16 protein-coding genes and 1 riboswitch are annotated in these 21,354 nt (G+C 45.6%); of the genes, 2 read left to right on the top strand and 14 right to left on the bottom strand.

The window, feature by feature from the left end; translation table 11 throughout:
- Positions 1 to 20: 20 nt before the first annotated feature.
- The 8 genes from K6V21_RS20330 to K6V21_RS20295 form a co-directional block, all read right to left on the bottom strand.
- Complete coding sequence (locus K6V21_RS20330) at positions 21 to 2,081, bottom strand: TonB-dependent receptor plug domain-containing protein (protein ID WP_224319691.1); 2,061 nt, start codon at positions 2,079 to 2,081, stop codon at positions 21 to 23.
- Between the two features lie 146 nt (positions 2,082 to 2,227).
- On the bottom strand, positions 2,228 to 2,554 hold the full coding sequence (locus tag K6V21_RS20325) for a DUF2149 domain-containing protein (RefSeq protein ID WP_022209155.1): 327 nt from the start codon (positions 2,552 to 2,554) through the stop codon (positions 2,228 to 2,230).
- 20 nt (positions 2,555 to 2,574) lie between these two features.
- Positions 2,575 to 3,174 carry a MotA/TolQ/ExbB proton channel family protein gene (locus tag K6V21_RS20320; protein WP_224319690.1) on the bottom strand — a complete coding sequence of 200 codons (600 nt, stop codon included), beginning with the start codon at positions 3,172 to 3,174 and terminating at the stop codon, positions 2,575 to 2,577.
- A 34-nt stretch (positions 3,175 to 3,208) separates the two neighbouring features.
- Positions 3,209 to 3,766, bottom strand: a complete 558-nt coding sequence (locus K6V21_RS20315; protein WP_224319689.1) for a hypothetical protein — start codon at positions 3,764 to 3,766, stop codon at positions 3,209 to 3,211.
- 35 nt (positions 3,767 to 3,801) lie between these two features.
- Positions 3,802 to 7,713, bottom strand: coding sequence for a cobaltochelatase subunit CobN (locus K6V21_RS20310; protein WP_224319688.1), 3,912 nt, complete (start codon positions 7,711 to 7,713; stop codon positions 3,802 to 3,804).
- A gap of 28 nt (positions 7,714 to 7,741) precedes the next feature.
- Positions 7,742 to 8,704 carry a sirohydrochlorin cobaltochelatase gene (locus tag K6V21_RS20305; protein ID WP_224319687.1) on the bottom strand — a complete coding sequence of 321 codons (963 nt, stop codon included), beginning with the start codon at positions 8,702 to 8,704 and terminating at the stop codon, positions 7,742 to 7,744.
- 30 nt (positions 8,705 to 8,734) lie between these two features.
- Entirely contained in the window at positions 8,735 to 10,051 is a 1,317-nt protein-coding gene (locus K6V21_RS20300) for a hypothetical protein (protein WP_224319686.1), read from the bottom strand.
- A gap of 19 nt (positions 10,052 to 10,070) precedes the next feature.
- Positions 10,071 to 12,431 carry a TonB-dependent receptor gene (locus K6V21_RS20295; protein ID WP_224319685.1) on the bottom strand — a complete coding sequence of 787 codons (2,361 nt, stop codon included), beginning with the start codon at positions 12,429 to 12,431 and terminating at the stop codon, positions 10,071 to 10,073.
- Positions 12,432 to 12,555: 124 nt separating this feature from the next.
- Positions 12,556 to 12,764: riboswitch (cobalamin riboswitch) on the bottom strand.
- 170 nt (positions 12,765 to 12,934) lie between these two features.
- On the opposite strand from K6V21_RS20295, the gene K6V21_RS20290 reads away from it, so the two are divergent.
- A complete protein-coding gene (locus K6V21_RS20290) occupies positions 12,935 to 13,168 on the top strand; it encodes a hypothetical protein (protein WP_217715722.1) in 234 nt (77 codons plus the stop codon).
- A 180-nt stretch (positions 13,169 to 13,348) separates the two neighbouring features.
- Here K6V21_RS20290 and K6V21_RS20285 read toward each other — a convergent pair whose 3' ends face one another.
- The 5 genes from K6V21_RS20285 to K6V21_RS20265 form a co-directional block, all read right to left on the bottom strand.
- Complete coding sequence (locus K6V21_RS20285) at positions 13,349 to 13,927, bottom strand: DUF4251 domain-containing protein (protein WP_217715720.1); 579 nt, start codon at positions 13,925 to 13,927, stop codon at positions 13,349 to 13,351.
- Positions 13,928 to 14,468: 541 nt separating this feature from the next.
- Positions 14,469 to 14,870, bottom strand: coding sequence for a hypothetical protein (locus tag K6V21_RS20280; protein WP_224319684.1), 402 nt, complete (start codon positions 14,868 to 14,870; stop codon positions 14,469 to 14,471).
- Positions 14,871 to 15,189: 319 nt separating this feature from the next.
- Complete coding sequence (locus K6V21_RS20275) at positions 15,190 to 16,761, bottom strand: ATP-binding protein (RefSeq protein ID WP_224319683.1); 1,572 nt, start codon at positions 16,759 to 16,761, stop codon at positions 15,190 to 15,192.
- Between the two features lie 107 nt (positions 16,762 to 16,868).
- Positions 16,869 to 17,087, bottom strand: coding sequence for a hypothetical protein (locus tag K6V21_RS20270; RefSeq protein ID WP_224319682.1), 219 nt, complete (start codon positions 17,085 to 17,087; stop codon positions 16,869 to 16,871).
- A 330-nt stretch (positions 17,088 to 17,417) separates the two neighbouring features.
- Positions 17,418 to 19,301, bottom strand: coding sequence for a mucoidy inhibitor MuiA family protein (locus tag K6V21_RS20265; protein WP_408912621.1), 1,884 nt, complete (start codon positions 19,299 to 19,301; stop codon positions 17,418 to 17,420).
- 143 nt (positions 19,302 to 19,444) lie between these two features.
- Here K6V21_RS20265 and K6V21_RS20260 point away from each other — a divergent pair, with 143 nt between their 5' ends.
- Entirely contained in the window at positions 19,445 to 20,434 is a 990-nt protein-coding gene (locus K6V21_RS20260; RefSeq protein WP_224319681.1) for a hypothetical protein, read from the top strand.
- On the opposite strand, the gene K6V21_RS20255 is transcribed toward K6V21_RS20260, so the two are convergent.
- Positions 20,429 to 21,169, bottom strand: coding sequence for a nucleotidyltransferase family protein (locus tag K6V21_RS20255; RefSeq protein WP_224319680.1), 741 nt, complete (start codon positions 21,167 to 21,169; stop codon positions 20,429 to 20,431). The two genes, K6V21_RS20260 and K6V21_RS20255, sit on opposite strands and share 6 nt — an antisense overlap.
- Positions 21,170 to 21,354 lie beyond the last annotated feature (185 nt).

Here is a 21,354-nt window from a genome sequence, read left to right as displayed (position 1 = left end):
CAATAATAAGTTGTTATGCGTTAATTCTTTAGTTTTAAAGTCAGACTCACCACCAACATACGTCCCGGCGAGTACAGGGTGAAGTTCTTCGTCAGAGGTCTCATATCCCTCTTGTTGAAGATATTGTCGATACCGATACCGGGTTCCAGGAAGAAACTGCTGAAACAGTCGAAAGAGTGGCGGGTGTTCAGGTTCCAGATACCGTAACCCGGAGCATCTCCGTCGGCATCTCCCGGATAGTAGCATTTGCTTTGCAGACGGCCGTTCAGGTTGAGGTTCATGGTGTAGTCACCCCATGAATGTGCATAGTTTCCGCTGATGGTTGCCGTGTGGCGGATGCTGCGTTGAATGTTTTGCCAGCCTTCTTCACCTTTACCACGGGCATAAGCGTAGGTATAGTTACCGTTCAGCGTAAATCCGGCGAACGGATTGCCTGACAAACTTACCTCAAAACCACGGACGGTAGCCTTTTCAAAGTTGATGTATTCTTTCAGGTTCACATTCTTGGTAGATGATAAGTCTGCCAGTTCGGGGAATTCTTCTTTCAGTTGCTGTTGAGCCTCAGCGGACAAATCATTGAATGCGGTTACTTTGGAAGACACCATATCTGTCAGATAATTCAGATATCCCGTAACGGAGGCACTGAAACGGTTGGTGCGGTATTCCATATTGATGGAGTAGTAGTTGCTGTGTTCAGGCTTCAGGTCAGCGTCACCGATGGAGATGGTGTATTTGCTACCCATTTTCTTGAACATGCTGTAATACAATTCGTCTACGCCGGGAGCACGGAAACCAGCTGCATACGTAGCACGCACGTTGAAGTTTCCAATATTGTACATGGCTGCCACTTTCGGGGTGAAACGTCCACCTGCCTGTTCATGATAGTCATAGCGTGCACCGACGATGCCCGTGAAATGATCCCATAGTTTTACTTCATGCTGTCCGTAGCCCGACAAAGTATATACTCCCTTGTCTACATCGGCATCGGGACGAACAAGAATGTCCTTGCGGTAGTCCACTCCGAAGACAGTGGTACTGTTGGTGGTGAAACCGAAGATACCTTTTAGTTCGGCATCATGAAACTTCTGTCTTTTGGTGAATGCGTAGTCACCCGGTTGGTAATCACCGGCTGCCAGCATGTATTTGTAGCGCGAAGTATAATTGTTGCCTACATAATCCAACTGGATGGAGGAACGTTTGTTCAGTCTGTACTTGGCTCCTGTACCCCAGTTGTAGCCTTCGTAATGCGTGTTATAATCATTTCCGCCCGTCATGCCCTCACGTTTTATGGGGCGGTCGGTCATGCGCCAGTAATATCCGCCGTTGGCATAGAACGAGAGTTTTTCCGTAGCATCGTAGGTGAATTGCTGAGAAAAGTTATTCATGCTGTAGCCGATGGAAAGCTGATCAAGGGTTTCAACCAGATCATCATTCTTGTCTACGGTCAGACCACTGTTCTGCCAGCCATCCGAGTGATCGTATTTATAAGCAGTATAAGAGGCGAGCTTTCCTTTGGCAATGTCCAGGTTGAGGCCTTGTGAAAACTGATTCTTTCTTGTATAACGGCTGTTGGTGGTGAAGGAGATTTCATCTTTCGGCTGGTTGGTGATGATGTTGATAACACCGGCAATCGCATCCGAGCCATAGAGCGAAGAAGCTGCGCCGTTTAAAACTTCGATACGCTTCACACGGCTCATGTCTATCTGGCTGATGTCAATATTACCGCTGATATCCCCCGTCACTTTACGTCCGTTAATCAGTATCAGTACGTATTTATTGGAAAGTCCGTTCATCATCAGATACGAACCCATGGCATTCGGGGAGAAGGAGAGAGAGGGAACCATCATGGTCATAGCTTGTTGGAAATCCGTGATTCCGGCACGTTTTATTTCGTTAGCGGTGATGACGGATACCGGTGCCGGAGTATTTTTCAGTCGCTGGTGCGTACCCGTACCGGTTACTACTACAGGATTCAAATCCACAGTTTTATCTACGGAAGTTTCACCTTTATCAGCCTGTGCCCACGCACCGGCAGCGATACTTCCCATTAAGAGAGTCGTTAAGAATCTTTGCTTTATCATAAAATTATCGTTTGTTTGGAAATGCAAAGATATGGGGAAGATGAGGGCAAGAAAATACCCACTGATGGGTATTTCTATTGTTAAAAATCCTTGTTTATAGGTATGGACTCTTTAACTTTTATTCAAAGGGTGACGGATGTCTATCATTATTCTGGAACATAGATAATTTCTCCACTTTCCAGTTGGTAGGCTACACCGACTTTTTTCCCTCGCTTGCCGGAAGTTTCCTGTTCCTCGCTGGGAGTGTATCGCTTGATTTCCTGTCCTTCTTTCGTAATGATTTCCATATTCTCTTTTCCGGGATTCTTCACCATAGTGAAGTCTTCTTTGGAAAACATTTCCGTCATGTTGAAGCGGGTGACGAGGGCAACCATCAGTGCGACAGCAAAGACCATGGCTACATCAAAAAGGTTCGCTACCGTACCCATCGGGTCGGAGTCCGTTTGGTTGTGAAGCAGTCTGTTTCGTTTCATATTTTTTTATGCGCTGAGGGTTATTCATTGGTTTTGTTTCGCAGAGTCCTGTCCAGATATTCCAGATCATTTATTTCACGGGCATACCAGCGTTGTTTCACTTGCAGAGTGATGACGCCGACTGCGGCAATCACCATACCGACCACGGTGGTGGCAAAGGCTACCTGCATATTGTAAGCCATTGAGGAAATATCTCCTGTAGCCAGTCCGACAAGGGCGGGACCCATCGGGATCAGTGTTCCCATCAGTCCCAGCATCGGGCCGAGTTTGATGAAAGTGCGCGAGCGTCCCAGCTCTTTTTCGGCGTCTACTTCGAAGTTGGCAAGCAGGCGTTCGCAGTAGGCGGCGTTATCGCGGTGTTCGGCAAGCTTTTTCAGACAACGGAGCATAGGTTGTTTCCCAGCTTGGGGCAAGCTCTGCAACTGTTCGTTAATGTTTTCAGGAGTGATGGTTTCCAACATCTCGGAGAGTTGCTTTTGTAGTTTCATCCGTTGGTAGAATTCTCCGAAGAAACCTCCGGCAAGGATAATGGCGCGGAGGAAGAACAGGAGTAATAATACGATGACCGGAACAAGTAGTCCGTTGGATATCCAGAAGAGTGAGTTTGAAATGGTTTCCATAATGATATTTATAATTTTAGTAGTTACTGTTTATTTAGTAGCCGGTAGCTATGATGCTCAGTACGACTATGAATAAGTTTACAATAAAAAGGATTTCGAGGCGCAGGGCTTTGTCTCCCAATGGGATTTGCAGCAATCGGGCACCGACACCGATAAGTAAGAATGTGGTGGTGGCTACTATCCACGAGAGCATATTGAAATCAATGCCCGGAAAAGAGAATAATAATTCAGCCAGTATATAGCATAGTACGCCACCTATCAATAAACCGGGGTAAAGGTGGAGCAGGAAGGTGACGCTTCGTTTGAATGCAGTGTCTCTTGTACGCATTCCGGAGAAGCAGTCGAAGCAAAAGGTTATCAGGATGGCGGCTTCCAGTGTGATGCAAACAGATACATCCAGCATTTTCTCCCGGGAAGCAAAAAAGGCTGCTATTGCTGTCTTAGATTGCTCGGTTACCCAAGGGGTAATGAGTAAAACAAATAGGGCGCAACATAGTGCTGTCAGCCACGTTCCCCAACGGGGATAGAAGCCGACCTTCAGCAGGAAGCTGAGGGTGATGAAGATTGCTAATATAGGGATGACGTAATCCATAGTTATATTTTTGTCCGCGTACCCATCTTTCTAGATTATCTTTTTCTTCTTTTAATTAATGCAACCAGTCCAATGAACACCACCAGTATCACGCCTCCAATCACTAATCCGTTTGTAGTACGTTTCTGCGCTACCTGTTCCGGCGTCAGTTTCTTTTCTTTCAATACTACATCTTTTCCATTGGCCGAAGCGGCTTCATATATTGCTTTCATATCCTGATTGAATTCCTGTTTCTCTTTCGCATCCAGATTATCCGCAACGAACGACTGTAATTTGGCATTGTCACATACAAACTCCGTGCAGGCGGCACCCTTCTCACGGGTTATCTGTGCATGCAGTGCAGCTGTTTCTTTCAACTGTTCAGGGCTTGCTTTCCAATAGCCTTTCCGTGCACTTTCCAGCATCACCGCAGTCATAGCCTGATAGGATGCCGGATTCACCCGGAGAAAATAATCTTGTATTCCGAGTTTATTTTCATCCTGAATGTACATCCGGTACAGGTCATTAAAAATCTCCTTGTCCATTGCCGACGGACGCATTACATGCCAGCCAAAGATATTGCGGAAAATCTCTCCGAACATTTGTGCCGAACCTGCACCGCCTTTCATCCGTTCCTGTATGAATGTCGGATTCAGTATCGTAGCCCGTGTCTCCACAGCAATCGCCTCTTTTGTTTCCTGCATACGGCGGTTGGTACGGTTACGATAATCGGCCATATAAGCATCCGGTTCTTTACCCGTCAGTGTTTTTACAGTAAGAGATAATCCGCCGGTGAATTCATATACGTGGTCCAATGAAATAGGTCCCCACGTATTGCTCTGCCGCGGTTGAATGACTACATCCGTTTCGGAGAGGGCGGAGGCAAACAAATCTTTCTGAACCTCTCCCCAGTTATCCTCATCACCATAAGCGGCACCCATATTATTGAGATACCCTTGGGCGATTTCCTTTTCATCCTCCCATGATCCACTATGCTCGGTATATCCCATGATTCCTGTACTGTATCCACTATTAACAGGACCGAATACACGCATCACAGACATTTCCCGTGCACGTTTTGGGGAAGTCCCTTTCTCCACCAGTAACTTTTCCTGTAGCACTGTTCCCGATGCCACATAGTTGGGATATGCTTCGTCCTTTGCTTCTGATGCCAGACGAACCGCATCCGTCAGTAACTTCAGACGTGATCCGGCTATGTCACGAAGCTGTCCTGAGACTTGTACCACTACATTGATACGTGGGCGCCCCAGTTCTTCGCTGGGCACAAGTTTCAAATCTACTACACGTCCTTGTCCGTCGCGTACAGGCTCCACACCCAGCATCCAGAAGACTTGTGCCAGCGTAGCTCCTTCGGTTGTGATAAATTCACCCGCCCAGAAAGTATAGCTCACTTTCCGCGGATATTCCCCATGTTTGCCGGTGTATTGTTTCAGGGTTGCTTCCGCCAGTCGTTTTCCGTCTTCCCATGCACGTGGATTAGGGGTTGTTTCAGCATTTACGCTATACATGTTCCTTCCTGTGGGCAATACATTAGGGTTCAATACCGGATCTCCACCCGGGGCAGGCAGAACTGTTCCTCCATTCAGGCCGCGCACCATTGCGTTGAATTCATTGGCGGTAGAAGCTATTAGTTGTTCGCGATAGCGCAATGCGGGGCGAAGGTCCGGGGCAATGGCAGCCGTATCACGAGGCGGATTCTGTAACATAGCCGTCAGGCGTTTCTTTGCCGTTGGCAGATAATGGTGGGCTATATATGTAAAGTCTTGCAATTGTTCCGTAGTAATCTTGCCTTTATCCCGGTCAGCTTTTGCCGTTTCGTAAGCCAGGGCATCTGTACTGACGGCAAGGGTGGTTTGCAGTAAGTCACGTTCCGAGTAAGGTTCACCCATCGTGTAGTATGCACCCAGCATCTTCTCATTAGCTATTTCTTCGGTAAAGGCATCCAGACGTTCCAGTTCTTCGGCAGTATAGGGCTTGTCCGGTATGGAATCCAGTTCCAAGTCCCGGTGAAGTCCCAGGCGAACAGTCTCTTTCTTGACGCGCATTCCCAGCATACGATGTCCTTCCGTACCTTCATCCAGAAGTTTATGAATATCTTCCAGTAATTGGTTATATCGCTGTCTCATGCCACTTTCCGCATAAGGCGGAGTCAGATGAGTGACGAGTACAGCATGTGTACGCCGTTTGGCAATAATACCTTCTCCTACGTTTCCCGTAGTATAGAAATAGAAATGCGGCAGATTACCTACCAGTGCTTCCGACCAGTCTGCCTGTGATAAACCCACATTCTTTCCCGGGGTATATTCCAGGTTTCCATGTGTACCGAAGTGTATCAGTGCATCCGCTTTAAAACCTTTCTGCATATACAGATAAGGTGCCAGATAACTGTGAGGCGGTGCTACGGGCATACCATGTACCAGTTTGAAATCGTCGTCTCCTAATGCCGGACGAGGTTGTGGAAACAATAACACATTGCCGAATCGCAGGCAGGCAATGGCGATACTGTCTTCCGTGGCTAATAAATTGCCGGGAGCATCTCCATAACGGTCAGTCACTTCCTTGTACTTTTCAGGCAGAATCACTTCTTTTGCCCAGGTTTCATATTGTCCGGTAGACAACCATACAGGGTGTGCTGTTTTCAGGAATTGTTCCTGTGCCCCTTTGGCATACGAACCCATAACAGAACCGTCACGGTATATCCTGTTTCCGAATTCTTCTACGGTGGCAGGCAGGTTGCTTACGTCATATCCTTCATTGCGCAAGCGTTTCAGGAAATTATAAAGAGAAGGAATCACCTCCATACCGCTTGCCAGCAAGGCATCTTTACCGGGTGTCTTGAAGTAGCAGATGGCGACACGCTTGTCCTTGTTGGATTTATCGCGAAGGGACATATATTTAGTGATGTGGCTGATAAGTGCATCCACCCGTTCCGGTTCCGGAGTGTGCAGAAAATATCCTTCTTCGTTTTCATTCTGCGTGGCGATGCACAGAGGCGCCATGCCGCCATCTATTTCCGGCACAACGACCCGTGCCGTCAGCGTACCGCCACCGACGGGTACGCTCGGGTTCAGCCATTCTTCACGGGGCTGCACCAGTGGGAAAGGCATGAACAGGGGGATGTTCTCCGCATGCAGCCAGTTGATGAGTGAATCGTTACCCAGCCGTCCCATAGGCAGATAGACCAGCCCGTCGGGATGAAGGGTACGTATCAGGTCTTCACGCCCCTTGCCGCTGCCGGTGATGGGGTAGACGTTGAAGCCTGCCTGTGTCAGCCGGGAGATAAGCGTGTCTACATGGGCACGGTTGCCTTCCATCGGGAAGCTGATGCCTGAAATGAAGGTGAGACTTCTCCCTTCCTCGTGATAAAGGCACTTCTCCTTCAAGTACTCAGTCAGTTCTTGCGGCGTCTTGAAATACTGTCCGTATTCCTTATGATAAAACAGATTGTTGGGTAATTCCACGGGCGTCTCGAAAGAGCGGTCGCCCAGGCGTTGAGGAGTGGAGATGTGGCGCAGATAGCGTAAGGCGTTCCGGTAATTCTGCCTGCATGCATTCTGGAAATACTTTTGCAGGATGGCCTGTTGCTCGGGCGTAGTGTTATGGTTGACAATGAAATTGAAGTGCCGCAGTGCGTTGGTGAATACGGGCACGCCTTTGGCGGCCACCCGTTCCAGTTCCGCCACCTGCGTTTCGTCCAAAAATAATCCCCGTCCGTACATCATGATGGCGTCATAACCGGAGAGGTCTTCCACCTCTTCCATCTTGATGCACTTCACTTTTATCCTGCCGCAATCATTGTTCAGCGCAATGTCCGCCGCCTGTGCCGGCAAGGGATTGACGATGAGGATGCGGGTAGGGGCTAACCAATAGCTGTAGGCTACCAGAAGCAAAATAGCCAGAAGCACGCAGCTTCCGGCTATAATGGAATATAGATTCTTTTTCTTCATAATGCTTATGCATCTTATGTCGGTTTCCTTATTCTACATCTTTTCCGGCAGCATATCCTGCTTTCTTTTCCATAATACCCAGCATGCGATGTTTCAGCATGAAGCGGATATGATCAATGAAGATTTCCTGTATTTCGGGTACTTGACCCAGACCTTCCATGCGTACATTAACTGTATAGCCTTCTTTTTCGAGTGCTTCTTTCCAGTCTTCGGCAATATCATTCTTGGCATGGTCTCCGGCCACAAACATGAAAGGAACGAGAGTTACTTGTTTAGCTTTTCCGGCTTTCAGTTGTGCCAGCATGGTTTCAAAAGTAGGGTATCCCTCAATGGTACCCAAATGGAAATTCGTCATTCCGTTTGCTTTCAGCATATAGTCCATCTGGCTGTAAATAGCTGTGCTGGGCGTATAGGTGCCGTGACCTACAAGTACGAAGTGCTCTTTCGCACCCTTTTTGCCGGATGCCTTTTTATCTTGTGCTGTAGCGTTGAGACGATTGTTCAGAATTTCAACAACTTTTTCCGCATCTTCTACAGAGTAAAGCAGGGGGGTACCTACACGTATTTCTTTGAACAAAGGTTGCACGCTTTCTATATCCCGGCGAAGCGACTCCATTTCCACACCGTCAATGATATTGGAACTTTGCACAACTACGTGTGTATAGCCTTCACTGCGCAGGCGGAGCATAGCGTCCAATGGTGTCAGTTTCTCGATGCCACGTGCTTTGAGTCGGCGGATAATGATGCGGGAAGTGAATGCTTCATGCATCTCCAGTTCGGGGAAAGCCTCACGAGCTTTTGCATTGATGGCGTCAATGGTAAGCGTACGGGTGTCGTCGTGGGTTGTACCGAAGTGCACCATCAGCAGGGCGGCTTTATCGCCGGGTTTCATACTTGCCAGCATATCGCTGTGCTCATAGTTTCCTCCTCCATGTGCATGGAGGAGGATAGTGAGGCTACAAAAAAAGAATAGGATTAATAATTTTCTCATAAAGCGGAAGTGATGCTCTTAAATATATTATCAATCGTTCTCAACAACACGTATCATGTCGTAGTAGAAGCTGCCGTCTATTTCCGCTCCCTTCTCTACAGTGCCGGTCTTGAGGTCGTAGATGTAGATAACGGCATTGGCATCCTCCTCAGTGTCCACACCGATGTACGCTTTATTGTTGAAGACGACGGAACGCTGTGAGAAACGACCGCCACTGTAAGCCACCTCTTTACCATTGTAACTTAGGCGGGTTTTTGCGCCCGTGCTGAGGTCGAGGATGGCATAGTAGTGTGAGAATGCATCGATTGCCGTAGGTTTCTTGATTCCTGATGCAGCAGCTTTATCACTGATAGGAGCATTGTCATTGCGTGCATAAATCAGCGCTTTGTTATTGCTCAAATACTGAACAGTCATCAGTTTGCCGTCTGCATTGGAATAGCCATTGTAAGAGGAATCAAAGGTTGTTGCACCCGCTTTGATGCGCAGCAGCATGCCTCTCTCTATACCACTTTCTTCTTCGTGGAAACAGGCCAGGTAGAGATTGCCCGCTTCGTCATACATCACGCAATCCTGCATCAGTTCTCCGTAGGCACTTCCCGCCATTTCACCATCGACGGGCGATGTGCTATCCTCTTCCACCTTCATCGTCGAGGGGTTGATGACAGCCACATGGAATCTGGGCTCTTGTTCGCTTGCCACAGTCTGACCGGCTTTTTCTTTCCAGTAATAGAAGTAGTACAGCTTCTTGTCAGACTGGCGATAGGTAAGGATGCCCGAAGAAGTCAGCTTTGTCCAGTCGGTGGGGGCGGGTATCTCCAATTCGCCCTCGGCAAGGATGGTCAAATCCTCTGCGTTCAGTTTCGTATAAAGCACCTTGTCCTTGGTGCCGTTGGTGGACATGATGACAAGCGTGTTGTCGTCAATCCAGGCATGTGTGTATGAACGTACCTTATAAGTATTGGTCTTAAAAGGGCGTTCTGCAATCACCTGGATTGCATTATTCTTAATCTGGTATTTCACGAAGCGATCACTGGTCGAAGGAATCTGATAGTAATACTTTCCTTTTGTGATGGACTCCATGGAGTATTCGCCGAGTTCCGAACCTGCTCTTTTAACGGAGATAACACCTTGGTCTGCCGTCAGTGCAGCGGTACTTTTGACAATGGTGGTGTTTTTGCTGCTCATGCCACCATGTTTGTCCACAGTTACAAAAAGGTCGAAGTGATAATCGCCTTCATTGATTCCCGGGTCTGGGGTAGGAGTAGGGTCATCGTCGGAACAAGCTGTAAACGACAGTGCCATCATGACAGCCATAAAGGCAAGGAGTGTAAATTTGAATCTTTTCATTTTGAATAAGTATTAATGATTAGTTAATGAATAATCGGAATTTGGCAAAGAAAGCACGCCCGGGCTTTTGCAACTTGTAGTTGTCGTAGGTCGTCTTGTCGAGGAAGTTGGTGCATTCAAAGGCGATGTTGTAGCGTCCGCGTTTCCACGAGTAGCTGATATCGGCGTTGAGGATTTGCTGGTCGGGAATGCGTGCCTTGCCTTCGGCGGCACCATAAGCATCCCACAAAAGATAATACCAATGTACCCACTGGTAGGTGCATCCCAGTCGTAGTTTGCTTTCGGGCAGGGCTATGTTGCGGAATGTATAGAATGCTTCCGCACTGCCAAACAGCCAGGGACGGTTGGGTACATGGTTGTTGTAAGTAGCCGAAGGTTTTCCACCCTCCTTATATTCTTGCTGGTCACGGGCATCCTGATAACTGACGTTGGTGGCAAGTTGCAGTTTACCTTGCCAGTCGTAGCGCACTTCTCCTTCCACGCCTTTTATGTGGACTGCCGGAACATTGGTATATTGCATGCTGCCTTCTTTCTCCGCAACCTTAGCCTGAATGTAATTGTCCACCTTGCGGAAGAATCCGTTTGCTTCATAGTAAAGTGTATGTCCGGCGGCAGGATGCCACGTGCCGAACAGTGCTGCATTGAAGTTGTTGCTTTTCTCCGGTTCCAGTGCCACGTTGGCATTGATGGTGACCCCGTTGCCCAACAGTTCGCGTGCAATGGGAAGTCTCACGCTATGTTCGTAGGATACTTTTACGGCGAGAAATTCTGCGATAGTGTACCGAAGCCCGGCACCATAACCCAAATAGTTCTTGGTGGTGCTTCCCCGCACCTCATTAGAGCCCGTCACGCTGCCCTGGTCAGTTTGTCGGATATTCGGGTGGTTGATGTAATCTTTTATAAAAAACACATTTTCCATCTTTCCATTCAGAAGTGACTGGTTGTATGAAAAACCCAGGATATGCTTGGTCACAATGTCTTTGGAAGCCTCGAAAGTGTCATCCAAATCATCATAGCGGTCGTTGCCGGTGCGGCTCAGATGGTAGTTCAGATTAAAGTTGTGGTGTTCGTTCAACTGATAGTCCAGATTAGCGCGGGCAATGGTCAACGGACGTTTATAGTGGCGCATGGACGGTCCTTTGCCCGTAATTTCATTGCGCGGGCTCACTATATAGCCGCCATCCCAGTAATATTGCCGGTAGGCAGTATCCACGGTTATTGAATGGTCCCAGGTGTGAGAAAGGGAGGCGTTCAACTGCATATTCTTTAAAACGAAGTCACGTTTCCGGTAACGTGCCGAGATATTCCAGGCATCCGAGTTCTTTTCTGCCATACCATAGACTTTGCCTTGAACGGAGCCGGTTTGCAACTCCTTGTCTGTCTTGGAATAAGAAGCGGAAATAAAAAATGCGTCTGTCCAGGATTTGTTGACAACCCCGGCTTCTACTTGTGCCAGTAAAGAGAAGTAGTCATCGTGGAAACGTTTAGGATTACCATAAATGAAATTGTCGCCACTTTCATCCCGCATTTGCACGTCCTTCATCCTATAGTCATTCTTCGAATAGTTCACTCCGACGGTAGGCTTGATAATCAGTCCTGTTTTGGGCTCCACTATTTGTGCGTTCAGATCTGCCTTGTGTGTATGAAATGAACCGATGCTGTAAGAGACATCCAGATAGTTCTTCTTTTCCTCTTTTGTGATAATATTGATAGCACCACCCAATGCATCCGTTCCCAGGCTTGCAGGAACTACACCTTTATATATCTCAATCCGGTCTATGATATTTACCGGCAGGTTAGCGAGCGAAACGCCACTTCCTTTGGTGTCCAGTGGCATTCCATCCAGGAAGTAGCGGACGGAATTTCCTGACAAACCGTTAATGGATAAATCGAAATCCGAACCGACACCTCCTTCTTCTCTGACCTTGATACCCGTTGTCCGGTTCACCAGGTCATTGAGGTTGTTTAGTGAATTGACGATGGGTTTTATGTCAAGAGCATTGACAGAGAAAGCCCCTTCTTTCACTTTCTGTGTCTGGGTCTTTCCGTATACTTCAACGGAATTCAGGACAACAGAGCTTTCTTCCAATGTAAAATTGAGTGTTTTGTTTTGCTGGATATTAAGGGGTGTCTTTACAGTTTGATAACCTACTAAAGATACGACAAGAGTATGTTTTCCGGGTATGACTTGTAGGGAATACCGGCCGTTGTCATCCGTATAGGTTCCGGATGAGGTGTTTTCTACGGCAATCGTCACCAAAGATAAAGGAGCGCCATGCTGGTCTGTCACCTTTCCCGATAGAGTAATTTTGTTTTGTGCCATTATGCTTATCTGCGAAAGACAAGTCAGCATAAATAATACACATGAAAAAACTTTCATTTCAGTCTTTTTAAAGTATTTATGACTTACTTTCGGGAGGATATACATGAAGAGAGAGAATTCTTTATGGAGGATAAAGAACTGCCAGACTAAATGTTTTTTCTGCTTTATTTCCCGAAAGCATTAAAACTATATCATTTTTGGCAGGTCTTCTGACTTATCCATCTTTGAATGCCTTCCCATCCGGTTTACGGACAGTGGCTAATTGGGTATATTCAAGATTTGAAACGGATTTTACAGCAGCGGGTCTGTTCAGGATTTACACCTGATTCCCTTTTCACCATCCTCCCCATAGCGACAGGGAGGTATGGAACCAAAAACCGCTGCAAAGATATGAAAAAAGTCTGTCTGAACAAAAAGCATCCTTGAAAATGTTCCCTGTGGCATAGAAAGAGGGGGGAGTAGGGGAGATAAAAGTGCTTAGTATATGAATTCTGTCTTGTCGTTTATATCCGTAATAAATTAAAAAGACTATCTTTGTAGTATAATAAAAACAATGCTTCATGAAAACAGCGGAACGTAAACAACTATTGTTTCAACGCCTATTGGCGGTAAACGATGAGCGCCTATTAGAAGAAATTGAGACTTTATTGGATAGACGTTGTCCGGATGATATTCTTTACTTCTCTCCAGAGTTAAAGGAAAAGGTTGATAATGCATTGGAGCAGATGAAACGGGGAGAAGTGATAACTACTGAAGAAATGAGAAATAAGTTAAGTCAATGGAGCGGAGAGTAGAATGGACAGATGCAGTACTTTTGGACATGAGAGAAACTTTTGAGTTTTATGATTGTCGCAATGGTACATCTCTGTGTGAAGATGCCACAATTTATAAATAAAGGATATATCCGTGAAAAAGAACATGATATTTATTCACGGATATATCTCTATATATTGTACAATTTAGGGAAGCAGTAATTAGAACGACCGTCCTTTATATACGCTCGATTCGGATAATGGTATTACTTTGCCATCCAGTGACAATCTGTTTGAGTTGAAATTCGGGTTGATTGTAACGGATGCATTGTTGGTATCGTGGGTTAATCTGATGGAAACTTGTGCGGAAATTCCGACACCCATCACACTGAAACTGCAAGTTACATTTCCCTTTTTATCTGTGGCTGTTTTAACTTCACCCACTCTTCCGTCTACGGTTATACCGCCAATGCCGTTAGGACCTGCATAGGGGCCGTTGAAAGCAACCTGAACGGATGCTTTTTCACCGTTTAAAAGAACAAAGTTGGTATTTGATGTAACGAAAGCACTTCGTCCTCTTTTAAACGTAATACGGTCAGCTTCCAGTACGAATTTTCTGTTGTTGATAGCTTGTACAGCATCGGCATATGCCCGTGCTTCTTCTCTTTTTTCCCTGGCTTTTTCTGCGTCACGCTGTGCTTTACGCTCTGCACGGCGGTTTTCACTTTTACTTTCCTGTGCATACATGGCTGTGGATGCACCTATGAAAACTAACATCATTAATGCGATAATCTTTTTCATAATTTCTTCTTTTATTGTTCTATTTTACTCTAATTTATAAGATTAACAATTGGGAAAGGAAAAAGATACAAGCGATATACTTAATAAATTGTAAGCATTGATAATAATTATTCGTTGGCGGAGCTAATTCATATTGGGATAATAAATACGATACATTCATAACTTCTTTTGTTTATAGCCACAAAAGTACTACAATAAAACCGCATTTGTTCTGCACAATGCTTCATCCGGCTAGTATTGGTGCTATTCGGCTAACATTTGATATAAATGCCGCTTAAATATTGCGTAAACACCGCGTAAATACTGCAATACTACGTAAATGCTGCCTAAAAAGCGCCCTTCGGAAGCGAACTTTTTTTGAACAACTCCGCGTACTACTTAACGCGTTGATAGCAAGTGATATATCTCTCCGCATGAACAGCGAACCGTACTATCAATGATACACTAATAAATAAATACAAGAAATTAAAAGAAGAATATATAGATATATTCTTCTGTCATTCCGGGCTTTTTTCGGAGTTCCCTTATCTATTTTCTGCCATCACCTCCCGCGCTCCCGTTTGAAGTAAGACAACACACTGTTGTAATTCAGGAAGCGCCGGCCGGGAATGTGGCGCCGACTTTCAAATAAATAGCGGCAGCAGATGACGCTACAGAAATAAGAATAATTCAGATGCTTGTGCAGGTGAGACTGCAAACGGTCGTAAACGCAGGAGGCATAAGTGATGAAATCCAGTATCTCTGCATTAGGGATGATCCGGTGGCGCCGGCGTTGCGTACTGACACGCTCCATCACCAGCAGGGCATACTCTATCTGTTTTATATTGTCACGATTATTTTGCATGCTTTGCAGTAAGACATATAATCTTATTTCTTGACGTTCGTAGCGTAGCTTCGTAAGTTCAAGACGTTGTTCCAAATCTCGTTTAGTCATTAATTTCATGTGGTCAATCTTATTTTTATAGATAAATATGTGTAAAAACAGAAGTGAAACAGATGGTCTGTTTACTCCAAACAGATCATCTATTCCACCCAAATACATGGTCTGTTTCACCTGAACAGACCATGTATTTTTGAATATTCCTTATCGGCCATTCTCCACACCACCGAGAAGACTTTCAGCACCGTGCTTCCATCCTCTTGCAGTATCCTGAAGCATATAAACGCAGCAAGCTCCCAATATCTTTTGGTTATTGAGATATTGAGAGCTTATCTTCCTGCGGATGTTCTTCCCGGCAGGTAATAAAAGAAAAAGAAAAAGTCTACTGAACGAGCCAGCGACCTATGTTGCGGGTATCCTTGTTGAAGTCAACCCCTACTTTCACCAACTTGCGGTGGTCTGTGGTATATGGAATAAGATAATCTTTTTCATCAATCTGCTTCAGCGCTTCTTCGGCAGTGCCGTTTAGCTTGAACTCGAAGACGTATATATAATCGGAAGTTTTAACCACCATGTCCGCCCGGCCACGACAACTGCGCACTTCTGCATCCGTATATTGCCCCAACAGGGTGAAAACAATATAAAATACGTTCTGATAATGCCGTTCCGTGTCATCGCTCAGTTCGTATGAGATGTTTCCGAAGAAAGCGCGCATACGGTTCATGAAAGCATCCACATCGCCTGCGCGAAGCTCTTTCACAAATTTGCCCACATAAAAAGGAACATCACGCTCCATCACCGGAGTATAATACGGAGCCATGTAGTTCAGCAAGCCATATTTCACTTCCTCGTTGGGAAGTTTCAGCTTATAGAGGTTAAACTCCGGGTCATAGCCCTTGATAGTGAGATAACCGCTCTGATAAATCATCGGAACCGGATCGTCGTCATCAACCCTGTAGCTCATGAGAGAAGCTTCGGAAACTTCAATACCATTCACCAGTTCACGCACATCGAATTCAGTGCGCTGCAACATCTTTACCAGAAAAGTGGGGGTGCCGGTAGCGAACCAGTAGTAATTGAACTTCAACTGCCGCAACATGTTGAGTACACTGAAAGGATTGAACATCCCTTCCGTTTGCTCTTCACAGAAGTGGTAGCCGTCGTACATTGCCCTCATCCGTTCCACTATTGCTTCGCGGGAAGTGCTGTTTTTCAGTGCCATAGCTTCCAGCTCAGGGGCGAAGTTCTGCTCTATCTCAGTGCGGGTCATGCCGCAAAGGGCTTCGTAGCTTTTCTCAAGGCTGATATCTATCAACTGGTTCAGAGTGGAGAAGATGCTCATTTGGGCAAACTTCGTCACGCCGGTGATGAAAACTAATCTCAGAAATGGGTCGGCAGTTTTCAGCACACTGTAGAAAGCTACAAGAAGGCTACGGAACTGATCCTGTAACTCCTTGTCATGTAGGCTCTCAAGCATCGGCTTGTCATACTCGTCAATAAGTACCACTACCTGCTGCCCGGTCTGTTCGTAAGCTGCTTTTATCACATTCATGAAGCGGATGGAGTAAGACCAATTCTCTGCATCACAACCATATTGCGATTCCCAGTTCAGAAGCTGACTGTTCATCTGCATTTCTAATCGTTCTACCGAATCATATTTTTCGGCGTTCAAGTCAAGGTGCAGCACCGGATGCACCGTCCATTTTGTTTCCAACTTTTCGATGGCAAGACCTTCGAAAAGTTCTTTCTTACCCTCAAAGTAGGCTTTTAGTGTGCTAAGCAGCAGACTCTTGCCGAAACGACGGGGACGGGAAAGGAAATAGGGCTTACCGGTGGTGACCAGTCGATAAATCAGCGCCGTTTTGTCCACGTAAAGGTAACCTTCGCGGCGCAGATCTTCAAAGCTCTGTATCCCGATGGGATACTTCCGTATATGATTATTATTTGTTTCCATACATCTAAAGTATTATATATTAATATCATGCGAATCAATATCTGCAAAGATACTGATTTACTTTTAAAACTCAGGAACTTCCTTTTTCTTTTTAAGCTCTCAATATGTCAAAGAACGTTGTTTATATCTCTTGTCTCAATTTCTTCCCAGTCGGCAGCCGAAGCCTGTGTCACTACCACCCGGTTGTCATCGTACACCGTCACTTCCAGACGTATATCGTAGAGACAGGGTGAAGGTTCGTCACCGAAGCTACATGAGCCAAACAGAAACGGCAGCAATCCCCACAGAAGCAGGCAACGACGGATGCAGTGGAAAATTCGCTGCATTTACCGCTTGGCAAATGATGCCGACAGGCATTCCCATATGATAAGCCAATGTGGCTCATGCATGCCGGGCCGTATAGGAACTGATTTTGATGCCGGGCAAAAGACGTTTTGCCAGTACTCCCAGCATCTTATTGAAATTCCGCAAGGTGCTGGAATAGGTATGCACCGCAGGATACCATCACTTTTATCATTTAAAGTTGTACACTACGAAGTGAGTCCTGAGAACAGGAACCACAAGTGTAATGTTTGTGAATACAAAGTAAAGAAAGTGAGGAAGAAACAAAGAAAAAGCGTGCAAACCTTATAAGAAAGGTGCACGCTCAATATGAGTTATTCTATTATTAAATTCCGTCCTTTGGGATATTTCACTTTATATCGCAGAGGTAAATCACGTTGTTCGCCGGGCTGTAAGGTTATTTGCCAGGTGATGATGCCTTTGGCCTCGTCCAGTGTTCCGCCACTGATTTCTTCTGCCGTCACGGTGATGTTGTTGTTGCGTGATACGGGCAGTTGGTCGTAAAGAGTGAGCGTTACAGGCTCTGGACGTGTATTGCGTACAGAGAGTTTCCAGGCAATGGCTTGCGTCTGATTGGAACCCATAAACTTACGTGAGGTATATTCATTCTCTTTCGTACGCTGTATCATGATGCGTTTGTCACGACCTAAAGAGAAGGATAGTGTATCGTTCTGTTGGGTGACGTTCATGATGGACTTGCCTATGAAGGTATTCTCAAAGTAAACATTTGCTTCACCTTCAAGTAAGTTCAGCTTTTCCCAATCGGTTACCTGAGCAATCAGGAAAGCATCTTTGTCTATCTTCGGAGTGCTCTGATAAGCATAAGAAGCGGGTAATTCGTAATGTCCGATTTCAGCAACTACAGGTTTGTTGTCAGAAGGAATGGTGTAGGGGACTTTTATTTCAAATTCGTAGCCCATCTGTCCCTGGCTTTGTTCAACGTCAAGGGCCATGCTGGCTTCTTCTTCGTATTGAATATCTTTTTTATGATTTACCTTAAGACCGGAGACAGCGCCTGCCATAAGAGGTTTCCTTTCAGCGCCGTAACCTACTACCACTACTTCATCCAATGTCTGTGTATCCTCCTGAAGGGTGACATTCATAATGTTTCCTTGTATATCTTTGGTCTGAGTCTGAAGGCCAATATATGAAAACTGAAGTTTGTTTTGTCCATTGGGAATAGTTATGGAGTACTTGCCGTTTATGTCGGTTATGGTTCCTATCGTAGTTCCCGGGATGGTAACGGTGGCACCTATTACGGGCGTGCGTTCATTATCAAAAACGACTCCTGAAACAGTGTTTCCATTGAGATTCAAATTGTAGCGTGGTGCTGCAAGTCCGTAATCCAACCAGTAAGTAGACAGAGTGGGGGCTACGCTTCCGGTGGAAGGATTAGAGGATGAAAGGGATAATTCTGCATTCTTCCACTCTTCCTTGGTATTCTGAAAGATGTTGGCTTTGTAAACGATGGAGATAGGTTCGGCCAGGCTACCGGAACGAACATCATAGGAGGGGAACCAACCGGCATTTTTCACATAATAATTCAGAGTGAATGTAGCTTTACAGGCTGCTGGTGCATTTACATTGACTATAATTTCACTCATAGGGGTTAGGGCCTTACCGCTTAACTGTGCCAGTTCAGAGTTCAGTTGTCCCTGTCTGATGGCAAGCTCGGCTATCTGTTCATTGATAGCCAGTTCTTTTGCTTTTAGAGTTTTCAACTGTCCGGAGTAATATTGATTCACCTCTTTGATAGTAGCCAGAGAAGTAGCGGTATTCTTATTGCTGACGGAACAGTTTATTTTCAGCATTTCATATTCGGCACTGATGAGTCCAAGCTCGGCGTTCTGTTCTTTCTGCTGCTTCTCTATTTTTTTAAGCTCCTTTTGCAGGCTTTGTTGCTTTTCGCTGACGGCGAGGCTGTCTATATAGTTGTATTGCCGGTTGACTGCCGTAACAGTGAGTTTTCCCTTTGCGCTGACCTGCATACTTTGTGCATCCATATAGGGGGATAATCCGGTAAAGATGAGTGTTGAGTTTCCTGCCGGAATATCTATTTGCTTGGTACGCGTCACTTGAGCGCCGTCAATGAACAGCATTACTTTTTCGGCAGTTGTTTTCACCTTGTTTTGTCCCATAAGGGTGGTGGCTGCACAAAGGCAGAAGTATGCCCATACTCCTAATCTCAGTCGTTTCATAGTCAGTTTTTTAATGTTATGTCACAAATATATGGATATTTCATTAACAATTGCTTTTATATATTGTCTTTTTTGCTTGCATCTTTACTGAAAAGATTGTTCTTTTGTGCAATGTGTTTATTTACTTAATCTATTTGGGCTTTATGAAAATCAATCAATGGATATTTTACTGTTTGTTTCTGGGACTCATCAGTTGCCAATCGCAAGAACAGACTTTTACTGTGCAATGCACCGGACTGGACGCTTACGAAGGAGATACGGTTTATCTGTGGCGATATGGTGCCGATCGTATGACGGGTGACCGTGATTACGGGAAAGGCCCTCTGGATTTCGCTATTATCAGAAACGGGGAAGTTTCATTTTCCGGAAAAGAAGATACGTTGCATATCTATGGAATGGAGCATCCCGGCAATATGAACTTCTTTTATCCCGAGGAAGGGAAACTGACGCTGACCAATGTAGTCCCACCGGCAATGCCTGTACCGGACAAGAGTACCAATCCCCATTCACAAAACGTACGTCTTTGGAAGCTTTGGCATGAAGATCTTTTTCCGCTGGAAGCTACGCGGCAATTTGTATTCGACAATGCCCGGAATGCAATAGGATGGATGGTGTTTGATCGTTGGGCAGCAATCTATCCGGATGAACTGGAAACATTGTACCAGAAAACTCCTTTACAAATGCGCGACAGTACATCTGTATTGATAGGACTGAAACGGATGCTGGATGCTACCCGTAGCCCGAAGCCGGGAGATCGTTTTGTTGATTTCAAACAAGTGGAGTATGCAGAGAAAGACAGCTTGCTCTTTTCGGACATTGCAGGGCAGGGACATCCCGTGTGTTTACTCTTTTTTCTGAAGCCCGATGAAAAAGATGCCGTTCGTGCAGAAATCAAAAATCTGCGAGAACAATATCCCGATATACGCATAATTGTTCCCACTTATAGATATCAAGATCCGGAATTCAAAGAGTTCATTCATGAATTGGAAACCGAATATCAGGCGACCATCCTGGATGACAGTCGCCGTTTTGAGAAAAGTGCCCGTTGGAAGTATCGTATTTACGGTTCTTTCAATTACGAATATTTATTTGATGCCCAAGGGCAGTTGATGAAGATGAACCCTATTTTATAAAGACGCATAATAGGCTTCTGCCTTTGCAAGTGTCTCGGGTTTGCCTACATCAAACCAGTTTTCGCTGTCTATAGGAAATCCCTGAATGCATGCTTTCGGGCAGATATCCACATAAAACGGGATAATGGAGAATTTCCCTGTCCAGCGTTCGCCTTCCATATAGCGGAAAATAGAGGGAGAAAGAACATGGACGCAGCCAAAGGCTTGCAGCTGATAATGATCGCTGGGATAATCGAGTTCTTTGGGAAGTACTTCGCCTGTAGAAAGATTCGTCCAACCACAAAGACGGTTATCTTGATCCATTAACAAATAACGGGATGTTTTCCGGTGATTAGTGAGCAGAGTGGCATCTGCATCACTTTCCAGATGGTGGTGGTAGAAAGCATTGAGATCCAGGTCTGTCAGGATATCGGCATTATGTATAAGGAAAGGCTCGTTGCTCTCCAGCAGAGGACGGGCTTTTTTGATACCACCACCGGTATCCAGCAGTTCACCCCGTTCGTCACTGATATGAATATCCACACCAAAATTCTCATTGGCACGAAGAAAGTCGATGATCTGGCTTCCGAAGTGGTGAATGTTTATGGTGATATCATGGAAGCCGGCATCTTTCAGTTTTAGGATGACACGCTCCAACATCGTTTTGCCTGCTACGCGGACAAGTGCCTTGGGCATATTGTCTGTCAGTGGGCGCAGGCGGGTGCCAAGACCTGCGGCGAATATCATTGCTTTCATTGTTTCAAAATTTTGATCTGTCGATCAATTGAATTAATATTTTTAATTTAAGTTTCATAAGCAGATTGAAAAGAGTGCTATCTCCGTGTCAGGTCCGTACCCACTCCGTATTATCTCCGTACTATCTCCGTGTCTGGTCCGTACCATCTCCGTACCATCTCCGTATAAAGTCTGTTCGTATAGGT

It is taken from the genome of Bacteroides cellulosilyticus (genome assembly GCF_020091405.1).
Classification (GTDB): domain Bacteria; phylum Bacteroidota; class Bacteroidia; order Bacteroidales; family Bacteroidaceae; genus Bacteroides.
The sequence above is the reverse complement of the archived record's forward strand: the minus strand, read 5'-3'. Positions and strand labels throughout refer to the sequence as shown.

Bases quoted from the DNA above. Each gene is read 5' to 3' on its own strand.
- K6V21_RS20330 (WP_224319691.1), bottom strand. From the start codon at position 2,081: ATGATAAAGCAAAGATTCTTAACGACTCTCTTAATGGGAAGTATCGCT.
- K6V21_RS20325 (WP_022209155.1), bottom strand. From the start codon at position 2,554: ATGAAACGAAACAGACTGCTTCACAACCAAACGGACTCCGACCCGATG.
- K6V21_RS20320 (WP_224319690.1), bottom strand. From the start codon at position 3,174: ATGGAAACCATTTCAAACTCACTCTTCTGGATATCCAACGGACTACTT.
- K6V21_RS20315 (WP_224319689.1), bottom strand. From the start codon at position 3,766: ATGGATTACGTCATCCCTATATTAGCAATCTTCATCACCCTCAGCTTC.
- K6V21_RS20310 (WP_224319688.1), bottom strand. From the start codon at position 7,713: ATGAAGAAAAAGAATCTATATTCCATTATAGCCGGAAGCTGCGTGCTT.
- K6V21_RS20305 (WP_224319687.1), bottom strand. From the start codon at position 8,704: ATGAGAAAATTATTAATCCTATTCTTTTTTTGTAGCCTCACTATCCTC.
- K6V21_RS20300 (WP_224319686.1), bottom strand. From the start codon at position 10,051: ATGAAAAGATTCAAATTTACACTCCTTGCCTTTATGGCTGTCATGATG.
- K6V21_RS20295 (WP_224319685.1), bottom strand. From the start codon at position 12,431: ATGAAAGTTTTTTCATGTGTATTATTTATGCTGACTTGTCTTTCGCAG.
- K6V21_RS20290 (WP_217715722.1), top strand. From the start codon at position 12,935: ATGAAAACAGCGGAACGTAAACAACTATTGTTTCAACGCCTATTGGCG.
- K6V21_RS20285 (WP_217715720.1), bottom strand. From the start codon at position 13,927: ATGAAAAAGATTATCGCATTAATGATGTTAGTTTTCATAGGTGCATCC.
- K6V21_RS20280 (WP_224319684.1), bottom strand. From the start codon at position 14,870: ATGAAATTAATGACTAAACGAGATTTGGAACAACGTCTTGAACTTACG.
- K6V21_RS20275 (WP_224319683.1), bottom strand. From the start codon at position 16,761: ATGGAAACAAATAATAATCATATACGGAAGTATCCCATCGGGATACAG.
- K6V21_RS20270 (WP_224319682.1), bottom strand. From the start codon at position 17,087: ATGCAGCGAATTTTCCACTGCATCCGTCGTTGCCTGCTTCTGTGGGGA.
- K6V21_RS20265 (WP_408912621.1), bottom strand. From the start codon at position 19,301: ATGAAACGACTGAGATTAGGAGTATGGGCATACTTCTGCCTTTGTGCA.
- K6V21_RS20260 (WP_224319681.1), top strand. From the start codon at position 19,445: ATGAAAATCAATCAATGGATATTTTACTGTTTGTTTCTGGGACTCATC.
- K6V21_RS20255 (WP_224319680.1), bottom strand. From the start codon at position 21,169: ATGAAAGCAATGATATTCGCCGCAGGTCTTGGCACCCGCCTGCGCCCA.